This window comes from Rhizobium esperanzae (assembly GCF_002204185.1).
Lineage (GTDB): Bacteria > Pseudomonadota > Alphaproteobacteria > Rhizobiales > Rhizobiaceae > Rhizobium > Rhizobium esperanzae.
Genome location: NZ_MXPU01000058.1, coordinates 1 through 1144, shown reverse-complemented (window position 1 = coordinate 1144; position 1144 = coordinate 1). Strand labels below are relative to the sequence as shown.

General features: G+C 55.6%; 2 protein-coding genes. Both read left to right on the top strand.

The features are described 5' to 3' along the window. Positions 1–296: hypothetical protein (locus B5E41_RS32045; protein WP_210191835.1), on the top strand; the 296-nt coding region annotated here is incomplete at its 5' end. Positions 297–677: 381 nt separating this feature from the next. Next, the gene (locus tag B5E41_RS30890) at positions 678–1133 is read left to right on the top strand and encodes a phasin (RefSeq protein ID WP_054186405.1); all 456 of its coding nucleotides are present in this window, start codon (positions 678–680) and stop codon (positions 1131–1133) included. Positions 1134–1144: the final 11 nt, after the last annotated feature.

The following is a 1144-nucleotide window of genomic DNA, read 5'->3' as shown; positions in this document are numbered from 1 at the left end:
TCGGCGATGAACCGATTATCCGGTTGCCAAGGCAGATGCCCCGTGATCGGATCGCCACACATCGTGACATTCGTGTCCCATGCCGGTTCCGCGGATGCGGATGCGGCGGTTTCTACCCAGATGACGGCCGGTGTAAAGAAGGCACTGCGCTTGCACGCAATGTCTCGCGCAAGCTGACCGTCAAGGCAAACACCAGTGCGCGGCTGACGGAGGCACTTGCGGCGAGGACCGCAACGTCACTTTCCACCCCGCAGGCTCAATACGATCCGGCACAGGACGATCCTGAGCGCGATTGAATTACATGCTCATTCGCTTGTCCCGATCTCAGCTGTCCACATGTCTCGCAAATGTCGGGCACCCGACACCTATTGTCGAATTGTCGAGATTAGAACGTTTGTTCGCCGGTCTTTCCGCCAAATACCGATCAATCCGCCCATCGATAAACAAAAATCATCTTCTTGGAGCGTCTGAGCAGTTGGCATGGTGTTTGCTGATCCCTGGTTACAAGCGGCAGAAAGCAGTCTGCATGATGGCGGTTCATGAAACGAACGGAACGGAGGCCACATGACGGTTCGTCATCGAACCGACGTTCTACCAAGCGGCCTGCATAGTCCGCCGGCGGAAGGGGCAATCCCGACGTCACAGCTTGCAACCAACTCAATGAGAAGGAAAACGCTATGACCAAGATTTCCGAAAGATCCTTTGAAACGATCGAAAACCCGGCGTCATCGCCGCTCAAGGTGCCAGATCAGTTCGGCGCATCCGTTGAAAAGGGGAACAAGCAGGTGACAGAGGCTTTTTTGAAATTTGCGTCCGGCGCTGAAGCGACACAGAAAATGCTGCCTCCGATCCTCGAAACGACAAGTCTGTTCGGCAACGAATTGTCGTGGAAGACGATCGCTGCACTGCAGGCCGACGCCGAGGCCGGCTTCTCGCATCTGCAAGCTTTGCTTAGCGCAAATTCGCCGTCGCAGGTCCTCGAACTGCAGTCGACCTTCCTGCGCAAGCGGGTTGAGACAAGTTTGCAGCACGCCAAGGAATTCCGGGTACTCGCAAGCAGGACGGTGGAGGAAATCTCAAAGCCGGTCAAGGATGCTTTTGACAAGGTGCTGACGGACCTCAAGGCGACGTAAAACTGAGGAGA